The 21,477-nt window shown below is 43.3% G+C and carries 20 protein-coding genes and 5 tRNA genes; 9 read left to right on the top strand and 16 right to left on the bottom strand.

Features of this window, described 5'->3' with window-relative positions; genetic code table 11:
* The 9 genes from nusA to tpiA form a co-directional block, all read right to left on the bottom strand.
* Complete coding sequence (nusA, locus tag MN200_RS01875) at positions 1-1,485, bottom strand: transcription termination factor NusA (protein ID WP_004692706.1); 1,485 nt, start codon at positions 1,483-1,485, stop codon at positions 1-3.
* A 39-nt stretch (positions 1,486-1,524) separates the two neighbouring features.
* On the bottom strand, positions 1,525-2,049 hold the full coding sequence (gene rimP, locus MN200_RS01870) for a ribosome maturation factor RimP (protein ID WP_004692708.1): 525 nt from the start codon (positions 2,047-2,049) through the stop codon (positions 1,525-1,527).
* A gap of 228 nt (positions 2,050-2,277) precedes the next feature.
* Positions 2,278-2,354 (bottom strand) — tRNA-Met (locus tag MN200_RS01865).
* A gap of 89 nt (positions 2,355-2,443) precedes the next feature.
* Positions 2,444-2,520, bottom strand: a tRNA-Met gene (locus MN200_RS01860).
* A gap of 68 nt (positions 2,521-2,588) precedes the next feature.
* A tRNA-Met gene (locus MN200_RS01855) sits at positions 2,589-2,665 on the bottom strand.
* 73 nt (positions 2,666-2,738) lie between these two features.
* Positions 2,739-2,815, bottom strand: a tRNA-Met gene (locus MN200_RS01850).
* Positions 2,816-2,864: 49 nt separating this feature from the next.
* Positions 2,865-2,949, bottom strand: a tRNA-Leu gene (locus MN200_RS01845).
* Between the two features lie 53 nt (positions 2,950-3,002).
* The gene (gene secG / locus MN200_RS01840; RefSeq protein WP_168159357.1) at positions 3,003-3,332 is read right to left on the bottom strand and encodes a preprotein translocase subunit SecG; all 330 of its coding nucleotides are present in this window, start codon (positions 3,330-3,332) and stop codon (positions 3,003-3,005) included.
* 13 nt (positions 3,333-3,345) lie between these two features.
* On the bottom strand, positions 3,346-4,137 hold the full coding sequence (gene tpiA, locus MN200_RS01835) for a triose-phosphate isomerase (RefSeq protein WP_242759983.1): 792 nt from the start codon (positions 4,135-4,137) through the stop codon (positions 3,346-3,348).
* A gap of 279 nt (positions 4,138-4,416) precedes the next feature.
* On the opposite strand from tpiA, the gene pilB reads away from it, so the two are divergent.
* The 4 genes from pilB to coaE are packed head-to-tail and all read left to right on the top strand — an operon-like array spanning position 4,417 to position 8,852.
* Complete coding sequence (gene pilB, locus MN200_RS01830) at positions 4,417-6,129, top strand: type IV-A pilus assembly ATPase PilB (protein ID WP_242759982.1); 1,713 nt, start codon at positions 4,417-4,419, stop codon at positions 6,127-6,129.
* A 30-nt stretch (positions 6,130-6,159) separates the two neighbouring features.
* On the top strand, positions 6,160-7,386 hold the full coding sequence (locus tag MN200_RS01825; RefSeq protein WP_242759981.1) for a type II secretion system F family protein: 1,227 nt from the start codon (positions 6,160-6,162) through the stop codon (positions 7,384-7,386).
* A complete protein-coding gene (locus tag MN200_RS01820) occupies positions 7,386-8,246 on the top strand; it encodes an A24 family peptidase (RefSeq protein ID WP_242759980.1) in 861 nt (286 codons plus the stop codon). The genes MN200_RS01825 and MN200_RS01820 overlap by 1 nt, the downstream gene beginning before the upstream one ends.
* Before the next feature lie 6 nt (positions 8,247-8,252).
* Positions 8,253-8,852: a dephospho-CoA kinase gene (coaE, locus tag MN200_RS01815; RefSeq protein ID WP_242759979.1), complete on the top strand. Its 600-nt coding sequence runs from the start codon at positions 8,253-8,255 to the stop codon at positions 8,850-8,852.
* 14 nt (positions 8,853-8,866) lie between these two features.
* Here coaE and MN200_RS01810 read toward each other — a convergent pair whose 3' ends face one another.
* The 3 genes from MN200_RS01810 to MN200_RS01800 form a co-directional block, all read right to left on the bottom strand.
* A complete protein-coding gene (locus tag MN200_RS01810; RefSeq protein WP_242759978.1) occupies positions 8,867-9,784 on the bottom strand; it encodes a DMT family transporter in 918 nt (305 codons plus the stop codon).
* Between the two features lie 33 nt (positions 9,785-9,817).
* Positions 9,818-10,567 (bottom strand): 23S rRNA (guanosine(2251)-2'-O)-methyltransferase RlmB, encoded by a 750-nt coding sequence (gene rlmB, locus MN200_RS01805; RefSeq protein ID WP_004692717.1) that lies wholly within the window; start codon positions 10,565-10,567, stop codon positions 9,818-9,820.
* Between the two features lie 142 nt (positions 10,568-10,709).
* A complete protein-coding gene (locus MN200_RS01800; RefSeq protein WP_004692718.1) occupies positions 10,710-11,033 on the bottom strand; it encodes a pyrimidine/purine nucleoside phosphorylase in 324 nt (107 codons plus the stop codon).
* A 392-nt stretch (positions 11,034-11,425) separates the two neighbouring features.
* Between MN200_RS01800 and recN the strand changes: the two genes are divergently transcribed.
* From recN to ruvX, 3 genes are all read left to right on the top strand, one after another.
* A complete protein-coding gene (gene recN / locus MN200_RS01795; RefSeq protein ID WP_058868790.1) occupies positions 11,426-13,087 on the top strand; it encodes a DNA repair protein RecN in 1,662 nt (553 codons plus the stop codon).
* A 112-nt stretch (positions 13,088-13,199) separates the two neighbouring features.
* Positions 13,200-13,754: a YqgE/AlgH family protein gene (locus MN200_RS01790; protein WP_058868789.1), complete on the top strand. Its 555-nt coding sequence runs from the start codon at positions 13,200-13,202 to the stop codon at positions 13,752-13,754.
* Positions 13,747-14,190: a Holliday junction resolvase RuvX gene (gene ruvX / locus MN200_RS01785; RefSeq protein ID WP_058868788.1), complete on the top strand. Its 444-nt coding sequence runs from the start codon at positions 13,747-13,749 to the stop codon at positions 14,188-14,190. The genes MN200_RS01790 and ruvX overlap by 8 nt, the downstream gene beginning before the upstream one ends.
* Positions 14,191-14,312: 122 nt before the next feature.
* On the opposite strand, the gene MN200_RS01780 is transcribed toward ruvX, so the two are convergent.
* From MN200_RS01780 to MN200_RS01770, 3 genes are read right to left on the bottom strand one after another with little or no spacing between them, the layout of a single operon-like run.
* Positions 14,313-15,320: an HlyD family secretion protein gene (locus MN200_RS01780; protein WP_058868787.1), complete on the bottom strand. Its 1,008-nt coding sequence runs from the start codon at positions 15,318-15,320 to the stop codon at positions 14,313-14,315.
* A 35-nt stretch (positions 15,321-15,355) separates the two neighbouring features.
* Complete coding sequence (locus MN200_RS01775) at positions 15,356-15,562, bottom strand: DUF1656 domain-containing protein (protein WP_005400946.1); 207 nt, start codon at positions 15,560-15,562, stop codon at positions 15,356-15,358.
* Between the two features lie 2 nt (positions 15,563-15,564).
* Positions 15,565-17,646: an FUSC family protein gene (locus MN200_RS01770; protein ID WP_131230978.1), complete on the bottom strand. Its 2,082-nt coding sequence runs from the start codon at positions 17,644-17,646 to the stop codon at positions 15,565-15,567.
* Between the two features lie 446 nt (positions 17,647-18,092).
* Between MN200_RS01770 and MN200_RS01765 the strand changes: the two genes are divergently transcribed.
* Positions 18,093-18,863: an IclR family transcriptional regulator C-terminal domain-containing protein gene (locus MN200_RS01765; protein WP_004692725.1), complete on the top strand. Its 771-nt coding sequence runs from the start codon at positions 18,093-18,095 to the stop codon at positions 18,861-18,863.
* A gap of 6 nt (positions 18,864-18,869) precedes the next feature.
* Here MN200_RS01765 and MN200_RS01760 read toward each other — a convergent pair whose 3' ends face one another.
* Positions 18,870-19,502 (bottom strand): alpha-ketoglutarate-dependent dioxygenase AlkB, encoded by a 633-nt coding sequence (locus tag MN200_RS01760; protein ID WP_131229876.1) that lies wholly within the window; start codon positions 19,500-19,502, stop codon positions 18,870-18,872.
* A gap of 128 nt (positions 19,503-19,630) precedes the next feature.
* On the opposite strand from MN200_RS01760, the gene MN200_RS01755 reads away from it, so the two are divergent.
* On the top strand, positions 19,631-21,433 hold the full coding sequence (locus MN200_RS01755) for an ABC transporter ATP-binding protein (protein ID WP_131229874.1): 1,803 nt from the start codon (positions 19,631-19,633) through the stop codon (positions 21,431-21,433).
* Positions 21,434-21,477: the final 44 nt, after the last annotated feature.

Genomic DNA, 21,477 nt, shown 5'->3' with positions numbered 1-21,477 from the left:
CTAGTTAAACCATGATTCGCGCGCTTTCATAATAAGTTGACCCGCTTTCTCTGTACCCAGACCTTCAATATCAGCAATATCGTCAGTCGCTTGGTCAGCCAAGTCATCAATTGTGATGACACCACGTGCTGCAAGTGCATAAGCAATCTCTTGCGTCATCCCTTCCATTGCAACGAGTTCCGCGCTTGGATCTTGGATGTTTTCTTGCTGCTGTAATGCATCAGCCAATGCAACTTCTTTGGCACGACTTTGAAGTAATTCAACAACTTCAGCATCTAGCTCGATTTCGTCAAATGTTTCAGCTGGAACATAAGCAATCTCTTCTAAAGAAGTAAAGCCCATTTCAACCAATGCCATTGCCAAATCTTCTTCAATATCTAGACGCGATACAAATAGGTCTAAGTATTGTTGTGCTTCATTTTGCTGACGAGCATGATACTCATCTTCAAGCATCATGTTGAGTTTATAGCCTGTAAGTTCAGAGGCTAAACGTACGTTTTGACCTTGTGAACCAATCGCACGCGCTAATTGATCGCTAGTTGCGAAAATAATGTCCGCTGTACGTTCTTCTTCATCAATCACAATACCCGATACATCTGCCGGCTCTAAAGCACTCGCAATGTACTGCGCAGGATCATCAGACCATACAACAACATCAATACGCTCACCGTTCAATTCTTGCTGAACTGCTTGGATACGTGTACCACGCATACCAATACATGCACCCACTGGATCAATACGATGATCATTGGTTTTCACAGCAATTTTAGCACGAACACCAGGTTGACGCGCTGCCGCTTTAATCTCAATAATTTCTTCAGAAATTTCAGGAATTTCTTTCTTCATCAAAGCGATGAGCATTTCAGGCTTGGCACGTGACAATTGTAGTTGTGCACCACGGCCTTCACGGTTCACATTAAACAAAATCGCATTTACACGTTGCTTCGGACGCAAAATTTCTTTTGCAATCATTTCTTCACGTGCAAGATACGCTTCAGCATTGTCACCTAAGTCAATGATAAAGCCATCTTTGGTTTGCTTTTTCACTTCACCGTAGATCAACTCACCCACTTTAGACTCGTAGGCATCTGCAATCAGCGCACGTTCAGCTTCGCGAATCTTTTGAACAATGACTTGTTTTGCAATTTGCGCCGCAATACGACCGAAGTCAATTGAAGGCACTTCAAGCTCACGAATATCACCAATCGACCATTGTGCAGGATCAACATCTGAAATCGCATCTTGACATGCTGGCATCTCATGATCTTCATCCGCAACCACTTCCCATTGACGGAAAGTGCTGTATTCACCCGTTTTACGATCAATCTCTACACGAAGCTGAGCTTCTTCAGAGTTTGTTCCTTCGTAAAATTTCTTTTTAGTCGCAGCAACAAGCGCTTGTTCTAAGGCTTCGAAAATCGCTTCACGAGGTACACCTTTTTCATTACTAACCGTTTCAACTACGGTAAGAATTTCACGTGCCATAAGCCACCTATTCGTTCAGATTCTTATTTATTAAATGAATTAATCTTGATAGACCAAATTGGCTTTATCAATATTATTACTATCGATTTCAAGCACCTGTTGCTTTTCCACTTCGACTTGAATCATTTCAGCTTCAAGATCTACAGCAACCAATTTAGCTTGGAATTTACGACGGTTATCGACCGCACTGATCAAACGAAAAGCGATCTGTTGACCAATATATGCAGGCAATTGTTCAAGTTGGAAAAATGGACGATCCCAACCCGGAGATGACACTTCAAGTGCATATTCACCTGAAATTGGATCATGGACATCCATCATTGCGCCGACTTGCTGGGTCACGCGTACACAGTCTTGTACGCCGATGCCACGGCCCTGCTCTTCTTCACCATCTTCATTGATGATGGGTTCTGCATTCTCGTCGACAGCTTTGTCGATATAAATGCGCAATAAAGAACGTTTTCCTTGAGGAAGGAATTCAATCCCCCAAAGATCAACACCACAGGCTTGCACTGCAGGAGCAATTAAGTCTTGGAGTGCTTGAGTTTTATTTGATAGCTTCATTTACTCTCGTCATTTTTGTGCGATTCAATGGCCGAAACAGACCACTACAAGCCAATACAAACTATAGTAGTAGTGGAACATGACACTTTGACTTTCACCGTATCCGGCTCACATCGACACTACACGATAGCCAATAAAAAAGGGCGTAATCGCCCCAATTATTGCACAGAAAATTAATATCCACTGTGCAAAAAGGCCCACCTTGTTGTGAGCCTCTTTTTAGAAACTTGGTAGCGGGAGCTGGATTTGAACCAACGACCTTCGGGTTATGAGCCCGACGAGCTACCAGACTGCTCCATCCCGCATCAACGTGCAAAAATTATATACAAATATGAACTATTTTTCAATCTAAATACTTCGTACTTGCTCTGATTTAGTTGCACCTAAATCAAATTGGTAGCGGGAGCTGGATTTGAACCAACGACCTTCGGGTTATGAGCCCGACGAGCTACCAGACTGCTCCATCCCGCAACAAAACGCAAAAATTATTCAATTTAATCACTTAAACTGCTTATTTTAGTTTGCATCTAAAATAAGATTGGTAGCGGGAGCTGGATTTGAACCAACGACCTTCGGGTTATGAGCCCGACGAGCTACCAGACTGCTCCATCCCGCATCAAAACGCAAAAATATTCTTAACTTAATGACTTAAGTTACTCACTTTAGTTTGCTTCTAAAATAAGATTGATTGGTAGCGGGAGCTGGATTTGAACCAACGACCTTCGGGTTATGAGCCCGACGAGCTACCAGACTGCTCCATCCCGCATCAACAGAATTTGCTGCATACACCAACTTAATCTTCTGGATTCATAAGTTGGTGCGGAAGGGGGGACTTGAACCCCCACGCCCGAAAGCACTACCACCTCAAGGTAGCGTGTCTACCAATTCCACCACCACCGCAGCTGTGACGCATTCTAGTAGCATCGCCACAAAAAAGAAAGGACTAATTCCAATTATTCGCTTGTTTTAGGTGCAGCTGGCGAAGTTTCAGTCGATTGTGCAGGTACAGAACTTGTCGTTTGCACTGACTTTAAGCTATAGGCATCTGTGGTTTGCTTTTTGGCAAACACAGCAAGTGACAAACTGGTGATAAAAAACAAGGCCGTCAAAACCGCAGTCAATCGGGTCAAGAAATTACCTGAACCTGATGCACCAAATACAGTTGCAGCACCGCCACCACCAAACGAAGCACCAGCATCTGCACCTTTACCATGCTGGACCAAAATCAGCACGATCATCAACACAGCTAAGATAATATGTACTACCAGCACAAAAGTTTGCATGCTGAACTCCTAATTATTTTGTATTTGCAAATGCTTCGACAATTTTATAAAACGACGTTGCATTTAAAGATGCCCCACCGACGAGTGCACCATTGATATCTGGACAGGCCGCTAACTCTACTGCATTTTCAGCTTTTACACTACCACCATATAAAATGGCCATGTTCGCGCCATGACTGGTAATTTGCGTGAGGCCTTCACGGATTTTAGCATGCATGGTTTGCGCATCTTCTGGTGAAGCAGTTTTTCCTGTACCAATGGCCCAAATTGGCTCGTAGGCAATCACAATATGAGGCCACTGCTCTGCCGTTACCACACTGGCCAAGTCGCAAATTTGTTGTAAAACGACTACTTCTGCCTGACCAGATTCACGCTGTTCTAAGCTTTCACCGACACAGTAAATGACTTTTAAACCCGCATTTAAGGCATTTTGAGCTTTCGCATTTAAAATTGCTGCGCTTTCAGCAAAATATTCTCGACGTTCTGAGTGACCAATCAAAACATATTCAATTTGACTATCTTTGAGCAGCTCTGCGCTCACCTCACCCGTATATGCACCCATGTTGCCAAAACGCGAAACATCTTGCGCCACAGTAAAAACTGAACGTACAGCATTCGCCAATTCAGCCTGCATTGAAGTCAAAGCCAGCGTCACAGGCGCAAGCCCAATATTACATTTTTCTTCTGCTATTTCATTCTCTTGCAAGAGCTGTTTAAATTCTTGAAGCAATTGCTTGGCATCTGCCTGCATTGGGTTCATCTTCCAATTGCCGACAACCCATGGCTTAATCGTCGAACCCGACATACAGCACCCTATTCAAAACAGTTCATTAAAACGGCCTCATTCTACACGGTATTTATTTTTCAAAGATAGTTTTCTTCTAGAATTTCTTCGGCAATCAAAATAATACGAATGAAAATAAAGACATCTTTTTGTAAAAAAATCGCCTGCTATCACGACCAGTTCATGCTTTTAATCGATATTAAGGTGGTGACAACACTTTCAGATATGGTATTTTTGTGCAACAAAAGTATAATTTTACGATACCAATTATAAACAATTGAGAAGTTAAGGATCTGGGGAATGTCAGTATCAAATGGTTTGCCTAAGTTCACAGGCTTCATTCGACGCTTAGTCGAAGACGGACGCATGACTGCTGAAAATATGCAGCAGGCAATGCTCTCTGCAAAAAAGGCTCAGCAAGACATCGTTCCTTATCTGATTGAAAATCATAAACTCTCCCCACAAATGATCGCTGAGACGATTTCTTTGGAGTTTGGAGAGCCTGTTTTTGACTTAAGTGTCTATGATTCTGTACAAATTCTACGGGATCTGGTCGAAGACAAACTCATCACCAAGCATCGTATGTTGCCGATTTACCGTCGTGGCAATATCCTCTATATCGCCACCAGCAATCCAACCAACATGGATGCAATCGACGCGATTCGTTTCAATTCTAAAATGAACATTGAAGCGATTATTGTTGAACATCCTCAGCTTGAAAAACTAATCGAACAAAATTTCGCGCAAGCTGATAGCTTTGAATTTTCTGATGAAGATATTGATTTAGACTTAGAGCAAGACCATCAGAACTCAAATGACGAAGAAGATGACTCACCTCAAGGGGATGAAGCGCCGATCGTCAAATACATTAATAAATTACTGATCGATGCGATTCGTATGGGCGCCTCAGACTTACACTTTGAGCCTTATGAAAAATCTTACCGTGTTCGTTACCGTGTAGATGGAGTTCTGCGTCATATTGCCAGTCCGCCATTACAACTGGCGACTCGCCTCGCCTCTCGTTTGAAAGTCATGTCACAAATGGACATTTCTGAAAAGCGCGTCCCGCAAGATGGCCGAATTAAATTAAAGCTGTCGAAAAGCAAAGCCATCGACTTCCGTGTCAACTCACTTCCAACCTTGTTTGGCGAAAAGCTGGTTCTGCGTATTCTCGATCCATCCAGTGCTATGCTGGGGATTGATGCTTTAGGTTATGAACCAAATCAAAAAGACCTATTTATGCAGGCTTTAGACAAACCGCAAGGCATGTTGTTAATTACTGGACCGACAGGTTCAGGTAAAACGGTATCGCTGTATACAGGTTTGAATATTCTAAATAAAGAAGACACCAATATCTCAACTGCAGAAGACCCCGTTGAGATTAACTTAGAAGGCATTAATCAGGTTAACGTGAACAATAAAGTCGGTCTTACCTTCTCTGCTGCGCTGAAGTCATTCTTACGTCAAGATCCTGATATTGTGATGGTGGGTGAGATTCGTGACCTTGAAACAGCGGAAATCGCGATTAAAGCCGCGCAGACAGGTCACATGGTCATGTCGACACTCCACACCAATAGTGCACCTGAAACTCTGACACGCTTACGCAATATGGGGGTTCCATCTTTTAACATTGCGACATCGGTCAATTTGGTAATTGCACAACGTTTAGCACGCCGCTTATGTAGCCAATGCAAAGCCGCTGTCGATATTCCTGAACAAAGTTTGCTCGAAATGGGCTTTACTTCAACAGATATCAAAGATCCAGACTTCAAAGTTTATCAACCGGTGGGATGTGCTGAGTGCCGTGAAGGCTATAAAGGACGTGTTGGTATTTATGAAGTCATGAAAGTCACGCCAGAAATTTCAAAAATTATTATGGAAGATGGCAATGCCTTACAGATTGCGGAAGCATCTGCAAAGTTAGGATTTAACAATTTACGTCGTTCAGGTTTACTCAAGGTTATGCAGGGGGTCACTTCCTTACAAGAAGTGAATCGTGTAACCAGCGAATAATTGAAATATTGAAAGAATAAGGATAAATGCATGGCTGTCAAAAAAGCACAGATGATGCCAACCTTCAATTATGAAGGGATTGATCGTAAAGGGGCAAAAATTAAAGGGGAATTGCCTGCACGTAATCTTGCCCTCGCCAAAGTTACTTTGCGTAAACAAGGGATTACTATCAAGAGTATTCGAGAAAAGAAAAAGAATATTCTTGAAGGCATAATGAAGAAAAAAGTGACGACACTGGACATCACGATTTTCACCAGACAGCTCGCAACCATGATGAAAGCGGGTGTACCATTGGTACAAGGCTTTGAAATCGTGGCTGAAGGCTTGGAAAACCCGTCTATGCGTGAAGTTGTCCTCGGCATTAAAGGCGAAGTTGAGGGTGGTAATACCTTTGCAGGAGCACTCAAAAAATATCCGCAATATTTCGACAACTTATTCTGTTCATTGGTTGAATCAGGCGAACAATCAGGTGCACTTGAGACCATGCTGGATCGTGTGGCGGTCTATAAAGAGAAAAGTGAATTACTGAAACAAAAAATTAAAAAGGCCATGAAATACCCTGCAACCGTGGTTGTGGTTGCGGTGATCGTGACTATTATTTTGATGGTCAAAGTTGTCCCTGTTTTTCAAGGACTTTTTAGTTCCTTTGGAGCAGATTTACCCGCTTTTACTCAAATGGTGGTGAATATGTCTGATTGGATGCAGAAATACTGGTTCATTTTGATTATTGTCGTTGGCGTGGTGATTACCGCTTTACTCGAAACCAAAAAGCGCAGTAAAAAGTTTCGTGACATGCTGGATAAAGCCGCTCTGAAAGCCCCAATTTTCGGTGATTTAGTCTATAAAGCGATTATCGCACGCTATAGCCGTACCCTATCGACAACCTTTGCTGCAGGTGTACCTTTAATTGATGCCCTCGAGTCTACAGCGGGTGCAACCAATAACGTAGTCTATGAAGAAGCCGTGATGAAGATCCGTGAAGATGTCGCAACAGGACAACAACTTCAATTCGCAATGCGTGCCACCAATAAATTTCCATCGATGGCAGTACAAATGGTAGCGATTGGTGAAGAATCTGGTGCTCTCGATGCCATGCTGGATAAAGTTGCAACCCACTATGAAAATGAAGTCGATAATGCGGTGGATGGATTGACCTCAATGATGGAACCTCTGATCATGGCGGTCTTGGGTGTACTTGTGGGTGGCCTAGTGATTGCCATGTATCTACCAATCTTCCAAATGGGTTCTGTGGTTTAATGCAAGAAATAATTTCCTATCTGATCAATACTCCAATGGCGCTTTATTTCGCCGTTGGAGTTTTTAGTTTGTGCATCGGTAGTTTTCTAAATGTAGTGATCTATCGCACGCCAAAAATGATGGAACAAGAATGGCGCACCGACTGCCAACTTCTACTTCATCCCGAGCAACCGATTATTGATGAAACGAAACTCACGTTGAGTAAGCCTGCCTCAACCTGTCCAAAATGCAAAAGTGCCATACACTGGTATCAAAATATCCCTGTGATGAGTTGGTTCCTGCTACGAGGAAAGTGTGGCACTTGCCATAATCCGATCAGCATTCGCTACCCTGCGATTGAACTCCTGACCGCCATTTGTGCATTGGTCGTGGTTGCAGTCTTTGGTCCAACAGTCCAAATGCTGTTCGGTCTCGTACTCACTTACATTTTAATCACCTTAACTTTTATTGATTTTGACACTCAACTTTTACCTGATCGCTATACCCTCACCCTTGCAGGTCTGGGTTTAGGGGTCAATAGTTATGCGATTTACACCACACCGACAGCGGCCATTTGGGGTTACATCATTGGTTTCTTATGCTTATGGATTGTCTACTATCTGTTTAAGCTCATCACAGGCAAGGAAGGTATGGGTTATGGTGACTTTAAGTTACTTGCTGCTTTAGGCGCATGGATGGGTCCTTTGCTACTACCACTGATTGTGCTACTTTCTTCTTTCGTAGGCGCCATTATCGGCATCATCCTGCTCAAAGTCCGTAAAGAAAATCAGCCTTTTGCTTTTGGTCCGTATATTGCCATCGCAGGATGGATTGCCTTTTTGTGGGGTGAGCAAATTATGAAAATATACTTAGGCAATTAAAATAATATGTCATTTATTTTAGGTCTGACAGGCGGGATTGGCAGTGGAAAATCTGCCGCAAGCCACTGGTTTGAACAACAAGGCATACAGGTAGTTGATGCTGACGTGGTTGCTCGAGAGATTGTTGCTGTAGGGCAACCCGCACTTCAGCAAATTCAAAGCAGCTTCGGCGAGTGGGCCTTACTGGACAATGGCGAACTGAATCGACGCGCTTTACGTGAACACATTTTTCAGGACCCGTCTGCCCGTAAGCAATTGGAAAAGATCACCCACCCTGCAATTCGTCAGTCCATCATGCAACAATTACAAGCTGCGACCAGCCCTTATGCAATTTTGGTTTCACCGCTACTTTTTGAAACCAATCAGCATGAACTGACGCAACATACGCTTTTGATCGATGCTTCAACTGATATCCAAATTCTCCGCGCTTCACAGCGCGACCATCAAACCATTGAGCAAATTCAAACCATCATTAAAACGCAAATGTCCCGTGAACAAAAACAAGCGTTAGCCGATGATATTGTGGTAAATGATGGGCACTTGGAACACTTATACGCACAACTCAGACCTTTGCATTTAAAGTATTTGGCCCATTCAGAAGTCTAAAAAAAAGCAGTCGATTATGACTGCTTTTTTTGTTGTACGAGTTGGGCTTTCAGACTGTCCTGCCGTATCCAACGCCATGGCTGCAAGGCCCCGATCCCCATTCCTACAAGACCACATAAAATGGCAACACTCAAAGGTTCATTGAGCAAAGGAACCGCAATAATCGCAGCAATAAAAGGCGCCAACGTCACAATACTGCCTGTTTTAAATGCCCCCAAACGCTTAATGGCTTCCACATAAGTGAGGGTCGCCACGATTACCACAAACACGCCATGAAATACCACCTGAGCAATCAATTGCACAGGTTGCACATGCGCTAGGGTTTTGGGTAGGAATAAAACATAAATCGGCACAAAAATAATCGCAGCCCAAATCGCAACACCTGCCATGGAGTGCCATGCCGACAGTTTCCATTGTCTCAATAAAACGGTAAATGTTCCCCACAGCACAGCACTGAGGAAAAACAAGCCATCACCTAAACTAAAAGCAATACCTGTTTCTTGATACATCAGTCCACTCATGGCCGCCAGTGCCAGCAACATAATACTGAGGCTGAGCCAAGTATGCCGGTCAAATGGTTGTCGAAATAAAAGATAAGCTGCAACAGCTGTACAAAGTGGAATGCAGCCATTGAGAAAGATCGCAGCATGTGCCGCAGGCACATAATGAAAAGCGCTATAAGCGGTGATGCAGTAACACACCCCTCCAATCATCGCCAAAATAAAAGGCTCTTTCTTCCACAAAAAGGCGGTATCTTTTTTATAGATCAAGATCGGCATTAAGATGCAAAACGCCAAGAGAAAACGTAAGGCGGTAATATCCCACGCACCAATGCCCCAATTGGCACTGAGCCGCGCCGTTAAGGTAAATCCCCCCCAAATACACATGGTGATGGCAATAAATACATAGCCTTGTTTTTGAGGGGTCATCATTGTGCTTAAATTAAATTGGGAATTAAAAAAAACTTAGACATTACGTTGACGGCATGCTTCATACAAAGCCATACCCGTTGCTACACTGACATTCAAACTTTGTAGATTGCCCGCCATCGGAATATAAACCGTTTGATCGCATTGAGACTGAGTAATTGGACGCAGACCTGTGTCTTCAGCACCCATCACCACACATACAGCCGTTCCAGTAAAATCGAACTGTTGTAGCGGCAAGGCTTTTTCATCCAACATGGTACCGACCACACGCACATTAAACTCATCTTTAATTTGCGCTAAAGTCCGAGCCAAATTGGTCACTTGGATAAATTTGACTTTTTCAGCGCCACCTGCCGCAACTTTGCGCGCGGTCGGGGTCAAACTTGCAGAACGATCGCGAGGCACAATCACGGCCTCAACGCCCATTGCAGCCGCGGTACGGATACATGCGCCGAGGTTATGCGGATCGGTGACTTGGTCTAAACCCAGCAATAAACAATTTGGCGATTGCTTCAGTAAGGCTTCTAAATCTTTTTCATTGAAAACTGGATTAGGACGGACCGCTGCCACAACGCCTTGGTGGAACGGTAAGCCCGCCATTTTTTCTAATCGATCACGACCCGTTTGTTGTACGCTAATACCAAAAGGTTCAGCCAACTCAAGTACACGCTTTAAACGCTGGTCATCACGCCCTTTTAAAGTAAAAAGCGTTAGTACGCGTTCAGGTTCAAGTTCCAACAATGACTCCACCGAATGAACGCCATAGAAATATTCAGGTTTAGCCATGTAGGACCTCTAAAAAGATAAATGACCATCGACACGATGTGCCAAAATAAAAATCCTGTAAAGCTGACTTTACAGGATTGCTGTGCAACGGATAGTTTAACCGATTTCGCTTGAAATTACTTGGCGAGTATCAGTTGAAAGCTTAGCCTTCTAAATGGCACACGTAGTCCAACACTTCGTCGGTTTCAATTTTAAAACGACTATTGCCAGGCACATAAAAAGACTGACCCGCGCGGAACAATTCGCTCTCTTCGCTGTCTGCAATTTGTACACGGCATTCGCCTGAAATAATTTCCATACGCTCTGCTACATGTGTTTCAAACGTCAAAGCTTGTTCTGTCGGAAGAATGACCCCTAACGTTTTTTTGGTGCCATCTTCAAATTGCACAGTATGACTGATGCATAAACCGCCAAAATAAACATTGGATTTTTTAATGACAGAGACATGGTCGAACTGAGTTGACATGCGTACACTCCAGATAATGCGCATTTATATTCGTATTGATTCGCTAGTTTAAAGATGTGCGATTAACTAATCAATCGATGTTTTATTCTCCTCAATCAATATTTTGTTAAAGTCCGACCATCGTACAATTGCCTCAATTTCTAGCCTATTTTGGCGTGTTTTTTGCCGATGCGATCCGTTCGCTGAATCGTGCTCTTTCCGTATACATCGCATACCAACACGTTTGTGCTAAGTTTGCTATAACAGTCGGATTTAAAAAAATCTGCTAGGTCGACTTTCAGATTCACGTTAAAATAAGCCGACTTTGCACAAAACGAATAGCGTTGCCGTCTTGTCGGCTGAATAAAACTTCACTATCTTAAACTAAAACTTTTCGCAGCTCGGATGCGTTTATGCTGACACATTTAACTTTAATTAATTTTGCTTTAGCCGATCACTTAGCACTTGATATCGATCAAGGTTTTAATGTCCTGACTGGGGAAACAGGTGCAGGCAAATCATTATTGCTAGATGCACTGTCCGCCTGTTTGGGAGAACGTACTGACACAAACTATGTCCGTTTCGGTTCAGACAAAGCTGATGTCACGGCTATTTTCAGCTATCAAGAGCACAGCCCTGAAGCCATATGGCTAAAGGCACATGAGTTAGATGATGAGTCAGGCGAAATTCATCTAAGACGGGTTATTTTTGCCACTGGCCGTAGCAAAGCATGGATTAATGGTCGTCCGAGCAGCTTAGCTGAATTGAAAGAAATCGGGCGTTTGCTGGTACAACTGTATAGTCAACACAGTCAACAACAGCTATTAGAACCGCCTTATCCAAGACGCTGGTTAGACCTCTATCATAACTTCTACCCAGAAGCGCAAGCTGTGCGTGAAGCCTATAGCACATGGCAAAAAGACATTCGTCAGCACCAAGCAGCATTGGATGCTCAAGCCACGCGTAAACAGCGTATGGATACCTTGAGTTTACAATTAGAAGAACTCGAAGATGTGGTGCAAATCGACTATAAAGAGATTGAACAAGAGTTTGATCGCTTGTCCCATCATGAAAATATCATGCAGGACTGTAGTTATGCTGTTACGGCCTTAGATGATGCTGAACAAAATATTAATCAAGAAATTTCCAGTATTATTCGCCGCTTAGAGTCACATGCAGGACGCAGTGAACAATTAGCCGAGATTCATACGTCTTTGCTGAATGCACAAAGTGAGCTTGACGATGCCACGGCTAATCTACGTCAGTTTATTGACCGTCAAAGCTATGACCCAGAACGCATGGAAGAGTTGAACACCCAGCTTGAGATGTTCCACCGTTTTGCCCGTAAGTATCGCACGCAGCCAGAACACTTAAAACAAGAGCATGAACAATGGCAATCTGAACTGGCACAACTCCATTTATTAGAAGATCCAGAAACACTTGCTGAGCAAGTTGAAGTCTCGCATCAGGACCTGTTAAATAAAGCCCAGCACCTCGACCAAATTCGTCGCGATGCAGCCGCACCATTGGCAAAACATTTAACCGAACAGGTCAAACAATTGGCTCTGCCTGAAGCGCACTTTGAGTTTAAGTTTGAGCCGATGGAGCAGGTCTCTAGTGAAGGTCTGAGTTTTATCCAATTACTGTTCACCGCCAACAAAGGCATCCCACCGCAACCTTTGGCCAAAGTTGCCTCAGGGGGTGAGTTGTCACGTATCGCGTTGGTGATGCAAGTCATGAATGCTGAAAAAACTGAAGCTGAAGTTTTAGTCTTCGATGAAATTGACGTCGGCATTAGTGGTGGCACAGCCGAAATTGTCGGTCGTCTCTTGGCCGACTTGGGTTCGCATGTGCAAATTCTGTGTATTACCCACCAAGCTCAAGTTGCTGCACAGTCTGACCAGCACTTGTTGGTGAAAAAACGTCAGACCGACCCTGCCAGTAGTACCATTTTAAACTTAGAAGAAGATGAGCGTATCGATGAACTCGCACGCATGACAGGCGGCGTTGAAATTAATGACACCACGCTACAACATGCCAAGCAGTTACGTCAGTTGAAGTTTCAATCTGCCTAATTTATGTAGACTGGATCACAAAAAAAGATTTGGAGAAAGTGCATTAGTCTAGTAACGTGGTAGAGAACAACATTTGACTAGAAGCATTTTAATTTCAAGGAGAAGCCTTTAGGTGAGCAAACAATATCTGACGCATCGCTGTCTCATTGCCCCACCCGATATGGCAGATGAAGTCTTTGCCCATACCGTGATTTATTTGGCCCGACACGATGAGGAAGGTGCTCAAGGCATCATCATCAACCGCCCTTCAGGACTTTCAGTCAAAGAACTGCTCAATGATCTTGAAATTGAAGCCGATCACGTACGACCACATGATGTTCTCCAAGGTGGACCTTTGCGTCCAGAAGCTGGCTTTGTCTTACATACGGGTCAGCCGACATGGCACTCTTCCATTGCGGTGGGCGAAAATATCTGTATCACCACGTCTAAAGATATTTTAGATGCGATTGCGCATAACGAAGGCGTGGGTCGCTATCAAATTGCTTTGGGTTATGCCAGCTGGACCAAAAACCAATTGGAAGATGAACTCGCTCGTGGTGATTGGTTGGTCTGTGATGCTGATATGGATTTGATTTTTAATATTCCTTATAACGACCGTTGGGATGCTGCCTACAAAAAGTTGGGGCTCGACAGAACCTGGTTGTCATCTGAGATTGGACATGCCTGATTTAAACACACCTCAAATGATTATGGCATTTGATTTTGGTACACAAAAAATGGGCATGGCAGTCGGTCAATCACTGATTGAAAGTGCAACACCTTTGGCTTTGTTTCCAATGAAAGATGGCATCCCCAATTGGGATGAACTGCATAAAATTATTAAACAATATCAACCCAATGTATTTTTAGTCGGTCTACCACTCAATATGGATGATAGCGAGTCAGAATTATCTGCTCGAGCACGTAAGTTCGCACGTCGTTTACGCCATCAAACCAATATTGAAACATGGATGGTGGATGAACGCTTAAGTACTCGTGCAGCCCGTGATGAGCTGAGCCATTACCATGCGCAAGGCCGAGGTAAAAAACTTTCTGCTGATAGCCTTGCCGCAACATTGTTTATTGAAAGCTGGTATCGCGATCCTGAGGGTCTTACACCTTAAGTAAGACTTTCTTAAAACAAATGACATGGGCTTTATGATTGATACTGTCCTCAACACAGCAAATAGCGTTCTAAAAAAAGCATTCTCATCGGATGCTTTTTTTGAAATGAACAGAGCTCAATTTAGTGCTGTGACTCGGTAATATGTACCGTTACGGTTCGCCCAGCGACAAAGGCCAATTCATTTTTCGGAATCTCATCCAGTGCAATTTTCACAGGAACGCGCTGCGCTAAACGCACCCAACTAAAGGTTGGGTTTACATTGGCCAATAAACCTGTACTTGTAGTTCGTTCACGATCTTCAATGCCTGAAGCAATCCCCTGCACATGTCCTTTCAATATGTTTGAGTCCCCCATCAACTGTACAGTAGCGGGCGCACCCAAATATATTTTATTTAACTTAGTTTCTTCAAAATAACCGACCACATAAAGCTGCGAGCGATCTAATAATGCCGCTACCGCTTGCCCCACTTTGACATAATTCCCTGCTTTCATCTCAAAATTAGACAGTGTGCCATCGGCGGGTGCTACGACTTCGGAACGGTTCAAGTTTAATTCAGCCAAATGTAAATGACTGGTGGCTACATCGATTAACGCCTGTTGCTGCGCAATATTGGCTTTGGCCTGCTGAATCGCCGCTTGCATTTGTTCATGTTCGGCATGTAATTGATCTCGTACGGCAAACATCTGATCTTGTTCTTGCTTTGATATAGCACCATCCATCAAATTGGCATAGCGTTCTGCATTTTTATCAGCCAAGTGACTATTGGCTTGTGATTTAGTCAAATTGGCTTTGCTTTGAAACAGCTCCGCTTCGGCAGCCGCCAAACTGGCTTTGGCTTTAGCCAAGTCTGATTTGGCTTGTTCCACATCAAGCGCCTGACGCGCCACATCAATTTTAAACAGCACCTGCCCTTGTTTGACGCTTTGATTATCATGCACTAAAACTTCAGTGACTAAGCCTGAAACATCGGAAGATACTTGAATCACATCACCACGAATCCGCCCATCACGTGTCCACGGTTCAGCATTGTAATAATGCCAAAGATGCACGAGCACCGCGATCGCGATACCCGCAATCAGCACTAAAGTGATGGGACGGCTCAGTTTACGCCAATCAAAGGATGCCATTTCTTTTACCTCATTCATTTCAATCAGATGTGCGCTTAGGCAAAGCTCACGATAAAACCCCAATGGACCATGCCAAGCACTGTAATGTAGAGGCATAAATAAAAAATACTGGGTAAAAAAATCCAGCCTTTGTCGACCCAAGGATCGGTCACCCGCATGAGTAACCGTAATACGATGTAGGCCAATACCGCCTGAATGACCAAAACTGGCACATACACACCATAGATATTAAGTTCACCCATCGTTATGCTCCCAACAAACGGACTTGAGACATTTCGTCCCATGTCGCATGACAAAGACTGCTTTGAATATTATTCAGTGAAACTTGCAAACGCCGAGCAATGCTTAGATCTTGCAGCTGTATAAGCTCGGCCTGAATGATCTGAATTTTGTCCAAAATGTGTTGTCTGACCTGTAGGTCGCTATGGTCTAATTCTTTCGCGTGGAAATAATCATCCATTTGGCTTTGTAGTTCTTGTAGATGCAGTGTGATAGAGGACTGCACAGGCATTTTTTCAATCAGTTCTTGCACCCGAGTTAAATCAATCACCGCACTGGATTCAATCAGGGCCAAATTGATTTTTTGCTTCAAGCGATCGGACTGTACCAATTTGGTATTCAGTACGCCTATCCGATCCAACATACTGCGCAAATGCACTCTAAACTCCACCCCATAAGGTAGATAAAGCGCTTGTCGTACTGCTTTATAATGTAAAGACAGGATTCGCTTGGCGGTAATGTCCGGCGACATCGCACGCACCAAGTGAATCACATAGACAGAAATGATGGGGCCAAGCACCGTTCCAATCGATGCATCAAAAAACATCACTTGGTCAAGGTGATAACGGTTTTGCAGGTTTAAGCCCATGACCACACCCATTATCAAAGGTAGCGCCAAACCTGTGAGTGGTGGGTGTAAAAACAGCATCAGACAGTACATACAAAAAGGGGCTAACACCAGAGCCAACATCCAAAAAGCGCTAATGTGCGGAAAGATGCCATAAGCATAAATAAAGACAATAATCGCCGCATACAGACTGGCACGGATAAAGATTTTTAAGGCAGGGACAGGATTGTCCATGCTGGTCAGAATACAGGCACAAATAGCGGCCATCTCTGCCATCATAAAACCGGCTTTCCAACCACTGATAATCCAAAAACCAGTTGCCACAAGCACCACAATAAAAGCTGAAATGCCGCCACGCATGGCTACGCCATGATCTCGATGTAAGTTGGGATAGTTTGTACTCATCGGGATCACGGTCGCAGGTAAACTGTCATCGCCTTGTTGGATACGCTGCCAAATCAACTTAATGGCACGTATATTTTGAATAAAATGACGGACATCCATTTTTAAACTGGCCAATATAACTTGCTGCTGTGGCAAGGCACTGTCAAACACATCTTGGAAACTCGACTCAAATTGTTCAGGCAAATGATTTAGTTCTTGTTCTAAAATGGCTTGATCGCCTTGCAAAAACTCGACGATCTGCACATGGACTTTTTCTAAAGCTGGACGGTAGCGTGAGTCAATGTGATCTAACTGCTGAATTCGCTCGGCCATGGCCACCAAGTTTGTCACCAACATACTGAGTTGATGCAGCATTTCTTGGAGCGGTTTGGTCATGCCCTGCAAGGTCGATTTTTCATAGCTCAAATGCACAGCCATCACATGAATATCGGCAATATCCCGCGTGATATGACTAAGTGTAGTGCTGTAATTAATGGCCTTAACATCATCTGTCAGAATCTGATCAAAAACCGCTCGGGTGTCTTGAAAAGTCTGTGAAACACGGGTTTTGACTACGGGACCAATATGCATGGGAAACAGTACCGCATTCACCACTGCACTACACAGTACTCCCACCGTGATTTCAATACAGCGACCAATTGCCATATCAAACATGGAAGTGGTTTCAATGTTATAGACAATGTTGTAGCAAATAATGACCGTGGTATAGCCCGCCAACATAAAAATATAGCTACGCGGCGTCCGATCCAACAATGAAAAATATAGACAAAACCCGACCCATGTGGCTAAAAATAATGTGAACAATTCTGGAGTGTTGATCAGGTTTGGCGTGACTGCAATCGAAACAATCGCCCCCAACAACGTTCCCAACACCCGATAAAGACTTTTTGAGGAGGTCATACCCGCATATGGGTTTGCGATGACGAAGACCGTTCCAATCGCCCAAATGGGATAAGCCAAATCTAAAGAAAATGCGACATAAAGTGAAAGCATGCCTGCCAAAAAGGTTTTCGTCGCAAAAATCCAGTCCAATTTATTTGGACGGAATGCGAGTAACTGTTTGGTGAGGAACATAAATTCATCTCTAAATGCGCTGAATGACAACATTTAAACAACTCTTCAACACAGCATTGCTCAGACAAACAGCATCACTTCGTCCTCACCTCATGCGAAGACGGATGAAAAAATAATTCAATAAATGAAGTCTTTTACAGACATGGTCAAAGACAGCGCCATGTTGAAAGGAAAGAAAATAGCTCAACAAATAACAAAAGTATTATTCATTAAGGATATTTGTGATGATAATTTTTCCAAAAATACGCTTTTTTGTCAATAACAATATCTTAATATGATAATTTACATATTTTTAAGATCATATTTCATCCTTTTTATTGAGTTGCAAATGCTGATAAAAGTCCACGAAAGCCATGCGCTCAGGACGAAAGCCATGTCGAGTCTAGGGTTTTTGTTATATAGTAACTGTCGTTCAAATGGCATTTATTTTGACTAAGTAGGTTCTTATGGCACTTTCAAGTTTCGGTAAAATTCTCACTGTCTTAGACCTCTTTTCTGTGTCACGTCCGATTATCAATGTCGATATCATCAGTGCCGAACTGGGACTATCACAACCCACCAGTTATCGTTATTTAAAGGAATTGGTATCCGCAGGACTTTTACAGCGCTTAAGTGGAACCAGTGGTGACTATACTTTAGGCTCTCAAATTGCTGTGTTGGACTATATCTCTCGAACCACAGACCCACTCTTACAAATCAGCATTCCTTTTATGCAAGACATCGTTGAGCGAACGGAGTTTTGCTGTATCCTCACCCAGCTCAACGCAGAGCACTGTATTGACCTATATGGTGAAGTCTTTAAAGACCTTGAGTTATTTTCTTATGGGCGTGGTTGCCCACGTCCCGTGTATTTGGGTTCATCGCCTAAAGTGGTGATTTCACAGCTCAGCAAAGCTAAAATTATTGAATATTATCAAAAATTTTCGGCTCAGCTGGCCGAGGTCAATTTTGCTGCAAGCCAAGATGAATTTTTACAGAAAATGAAAGCCATTAAGAAACAAGGCTATTATTTTTCCAATGGCGAGTTTGATCCCAACCTCGCCAGTCTGTCTGTACCAGTCAAATTTTCGCCCAAAGATACACCGTTGGCACTGACTTTATTGGCTTCAAAAAATCGGTTTGAATTTGTCGATCTGAAAAAAATGGTCGAAATATTAAGACATAGCGCCTTACAAATCGAACAGAAATGCCATCTATTGCATAATATTGAGGCTTAACTCAACTTAGCTTTGAGGCGCTGGATAGAAGTAGCGAAAGGTTAAATTCAGACGCGGCTCAGTGATTTTGCTAGATTTCATCAAAGCATGTTTCCAGTAGCGCTGTGTCTGTCCACGCATCACGATCAATTGCCCGCTGTGCAACATCAGCTCGACTTTTTCCTGTTTAAACTTGTGCTTAAAGCAAAACTTACGAGTTGCGCCAAAACTGAGTGAGGCAATCACCACATTTTCTTGCTGCGGCGAACGTAGTGAAGGCTCATCATCACTATGCCAGCCCACGGCTTGGCTGCCATTTTCATATAAATTGGCTAGGCACGAGTTAAATGGATGTCCCACCAATTGCTCAATATGTTGTTTTAAACGAAACAAAGCTGGATTCCATAACAGTGCTTGCTTGGCACTGCCCGAATAGTGATATTGGTACTCGGCATCGCCATACCACACCACTTTTCGTTCCGTGACATAACGTTTGCCATACAGTACGACCTCGTCAGGTTGCCATGCCAAATGTGCTAAAAAATAATCCAAATATTTTGCACTTTGCTCTGCCGTTAAAATCAAGCCCAAGTCCTGCACCTGCCCATCGAATGGGAGCAAGTTTGCTTGCGGTTCAGGACTAAACAGATCTAAGGTCATGACTTTTCCTCCTCTGCAAACAGTTTAACTGAATTTAGAACGACACAAATCAAAACAAAGTCACAGCTTGTCGCCTAGCTTCCTTATGCATACACTCATGTGAACTTTCACAATAAAAAGAAGCATGTATGAACCTTTGGCAGTTGTTTCAAAAGCTTCGCCCCTTTGTCCGCCCCTATCGGATATTGGTAGTTGCGACCTTGATCCTGACGCTGATTGGTTCCTTCACTGCTCAGGTCAATGCTCTGACTTTGCAATATGCTGTCGACAGTATCAACCGTCTGGTCGAACAAGGCCAAGGACTGACCGAAGGCCTCCATATTTTGATCACCATTTCTATGATTTTACTCAGTAAAGAAATCATCAGTGCCTTGGTGCAGTTTGGTCAAAAGTTTTATGGGGAAAAGCTCCGCATTCTGGTATCGCAAGACTTGGCGCAAAGTATTATCGAAAAATTCCTTAGCTACCGTTTGGCTTTTTTTAATGCCGATCAAAACCAAGCGGGTAAGCTACAAACGCGAATTGACCGTGGCATTGGTTCACTGACCCGTCTGGTACAAATCTTTTTTATCGATATTTTGCCACTTTTTAGCAGTGCCATTGTGGCACTGGGGCTGATGTACTATGCCAACTTCTACGTCGGTTTGGTGGCGACCAGTATTATCCCAATTTACTTTTGGCTGACCTTCCAACAAGCGAAGAAACTGGGCGGATGGCGGCGCAACCTGCGTGATGGCCGTGAAAAAAAGAGCCAAGGCATTCTCAGTATTATCCAGTCGATTAGCGTGATTAAGTCCTTTAACCGAGAGTCCATTGAATCGACTAAACAACTGAAACTACAAAAAGCACTGACCGATAACCAGATGCAAACGCGTCAACTCAGCTTTTTATTTGATGGCTTAAAGACCTTTATTGAACAAATCGGGATTGTGTTAATCATCATCCTCACGGCGTACTTTGTGCTCGATGGACAAATGAGCATTGGCATGATCATGTTTCATATTTTGCTGTTTAATAATGTCTCTGCGCCAATTCGTTCATTGCACCGTATTTATGATGAAGTCAATGATGCAATGATTTACGCGGAAAGCTTTTTTAAAATTTTAGAAGCCGATGATGAAATCGAGCAAAGTGGTGCGCTCAAACCCACAATTCAGGGTAAATTCACCTTAAAGAATGTCGATTTTTTCTACCCCAATGGTCATCACGCATTAAAACAAATCGACATGGAAATTCGACCCAACAAAATCACGGCTTTGGTGGGCTTATCTGGTGCAGGAAAATCCACTTTAATTAGCCTATTAGATAAATTTTATCAGCCTGATGCAGGAAAAATTGAGCTCGATGGAATTGATTTACAAGACATCGACACCGCCTATTTACGCGATCACACTGGCCTCGTCTTACAGAAAAATCACATTTTCCAAGGCAGTATTTTAGACAATATTCGCTATGGAAAAATCAATGCCAGTGATGAAGAGGTCTATGCTGCCGCAGCAAAAGCCTCTATTCATGAACAAATTTTGCAGTTACCCGCAGCTTACCAATCCGATGCACTGATGCTTTCAGGCGGGCAACAACAACGCATTGCGCTGGCACGGATGTTCCTCAAGAACCCACCGATTATTTTTCTGGATGAACCAACCGCCAGCCTCGATGCGATTGCTAGCGAGCAAATTAAACAGAGCCTCGATGAGATCAAACAAGGGCGAACGGTGATTATTATTTCGCATAGTCTGTCGCAAATTATAGATGCCGATTATACCTATGTCATGAAGGAAGGTTGTATTGCTGAACATGGGGAACATGAAGCGCTGTACCGTCAGGATGGGGTCTATAAAGAAATTTTCGATGCCATGGCCAAGAGCCTCAATATTGAAAAAATTGCCAAGACTTTTGAAGATGATACTGAGGAAGAAACGCATAGTTAATGAATCTCAGGTACAAAAAAAGCTCCCGCAGGAGCTTCTTAAAA

The sequence above is a fragment of the Acinetobacter sp. LUNF3 genome (genome assembly GCF_022699605.1).
Classification (GTDB): Bacteria; Pseudomonadota; Gammaproteobacteria; order Pseudomonadales; family Moraxellaceae; genus Acinetobacter; species Acinetobacter johnsonii.
This window is presented reverse-complemented; position numbering and strand designations above follow the sequence as displayed.

Excerpts from the sequence above, each read along its gene's own strand:
- coaE (WP_242759979.1), top strand. The coding sequence starts at position 8,253 with ATGTCATTTATTTTAGGTCTGACAGGCGGGATTGGCAGTGGAAAATCT.
- MN200_RS01770 (WP_131230978.1), bottom strand. The coding sequence starts at position 17,646 with ATGTTCCTCACCAAACAGTTACTCGCATTCCGTCCAAATAAATTGGAC.
- rimP (WP_004692708.1), bottom strand. The coding sequence starts at position 2,049 with ATGAAGCTATCAAATAAAACTCAAGCACTCCAAGACTTAATTGCTCCT.
- MN200_RS01800 (WP_004692718.1), bottom strand. The coding sequence starts at position 11,033 with ATGTCAACTCAGTTCGACCATGTCTCTGTCATTAAAAAATCCAATGTT.
- MN200_RS01820 (WP_242759980.1), top strand. The coding sequence starts at position 7,386 with ATGCAAGAAATAATTTCCTATCTGATCAATACTCCAATGGCGCTTTAT.
- MN200_RS01825 (WP_242759981.1), top strand. The coding sequence starts at position 6,160 with ATGGCTGTCAAAAAAGCACAGATGATGCCAACCTTCAATTATGAAGGG.
- pilB (WP_242759982.1), top strand. The coding sequence starts at position 4,417 with ATGTCAGTATCAAATGGTTTGCCTAAGTTCACAGGCTTCATTCGACGC.
- MN200_RS01760 (WP_131229876.1), bottom strand. The coding sequence starts at position 19,502 with ATGACCTTAGATCTGTTTAGTCCTGAACCGCAAGCAAACTTGCTCCCA.
- MN200_RS01810 (WP_242759978.1), bottom strand. The coding sequence starts at position 9,784 with ATGATGACCCCTCAAAAACAAGGCTATGTATTTATTGCCATCACCATG.
- MN200_RS01765 (WP_004692725.1), top strand. The coding sequence starts at position 18,093 with ATGGCACTTTCAAGTTTCGGTAAAATTCTCACTGTCTTAGACCTCTTT.
- tpiA (WP_242759983.1), bottom strand. The coding sequence starts at position 4,137 with ATGTCGGGTTCGACGATTAAGCCATGGGTTGTCGGCAATTGGAAGATG.
- MN200_RS01775 (WP_005400946.1), bottom strand. The coding sequence starts at position 15,562 with ATGGGTGAACTTAATATCTATGGTGTGTATGTGCCAGTTTTGGTCATT.
- rlmB (WP_004692717.1), bottom strand. The coding sequence starts at position 10,567 with ATGGCTAAACCTGAATATTTCTATGGCGTTCATTCGGTGGAGTCATTG.
- MN200_RS01780 (WP_058868787.1), bottom strand. The coding sequence starts at position 15,320 with ATGGCATCCTTTGATTGGCGTAAACTGAGCCGTCCCATCACTTTAGTG.
- ruvX (WP_058868788.1), top strand. The coding sequence starts at position 13,747 with ATGCCTGATTTAAACACACCTCAAATGATTATGGCATTTGATTTTGGT.
- secG (WP_168159357.1), bottom strand. The coding sequence starts at position 3,332 with ATGCAAACTTTTGTGCTGGTAGTACATATTATCTTAGCTGTGTTGATG.
- MN200_RS01755 (WP_131229874.1), top strand. The coding sequence starts at position 19,631 with ATGAACCTTTGGCAGTTGTTTCAAAAGCTTCGCCCCTTTGTCCGCCCC.
- nusA (WP_004692706.1), bottom strand. The coding sequence starts at position 1,485 with ATGGCACGTGAAATTCTTACCGTAGTTGAAACGGTTAGTAATGAAAAA.
- recN (WP_058868790.1), top strand. The coding sequence starts at position 11,426 with ATGCTGACACATTTAACTTTAATTAATTTTGCTTTAGCCGATCACTTA.